General features: G+C 61.8%; 1 protein-coding gene. It reads right to left on the reverse strand.

From position 1 onward, the window contains the following. A partial coding sequence (locus ACM9LZ_RS26055) for a transposase (protein WP_416622405.1) occupies positions 1-311 on the reverse strand: 311 nt, incomplete at its 3' end. Positions 312-372: the final 61 nt, after the last annotated feature.

Genomic DNA, 372 nt, shown 5'->3' on the forward strand with positions numbered 1-372 from the left:
AACCCGGGGAACCGGCGCTGATACTTACCGATCAACTGCGGATCAAATGTCGAGGCCCGGTCACGCGGGACCGACAGTTCCACTGCCCCCGTATCCGTCAGCACCGTCTTGCGGCCATAGCCGTTGCGGCGGTTGCCGCTCTCGTCACCGGCAAGATGATGGTCCATCTCCGCCTTCAGCACCCGCTCTGCCAGCGCCTTCTTCAACTGGTCAAGCAGCCCGTTCTGGTCAAAAGCTGCCTTCGCGTCGCCGCCAGCCAGCAACTGGTCCAGAAGCACATCGGGGATAATCGGGTCCTTGCGTCGTGCCATCGTGAAGCTCCTTTCGCATCACTATGGCCCAGCCGAGCACGAAATTCCCGATAGTCCCCCG

It is taken from the genome of Niveispirillum fermenti (assembly GCF_048066175.1).
Taxonomy (GTDB): Bacteria; Pseudomonadota; Alphaproteobacteria; order Azospirillales; family Azospirillaceae; genus Niveispirillum; species Niveispirillum fermenti.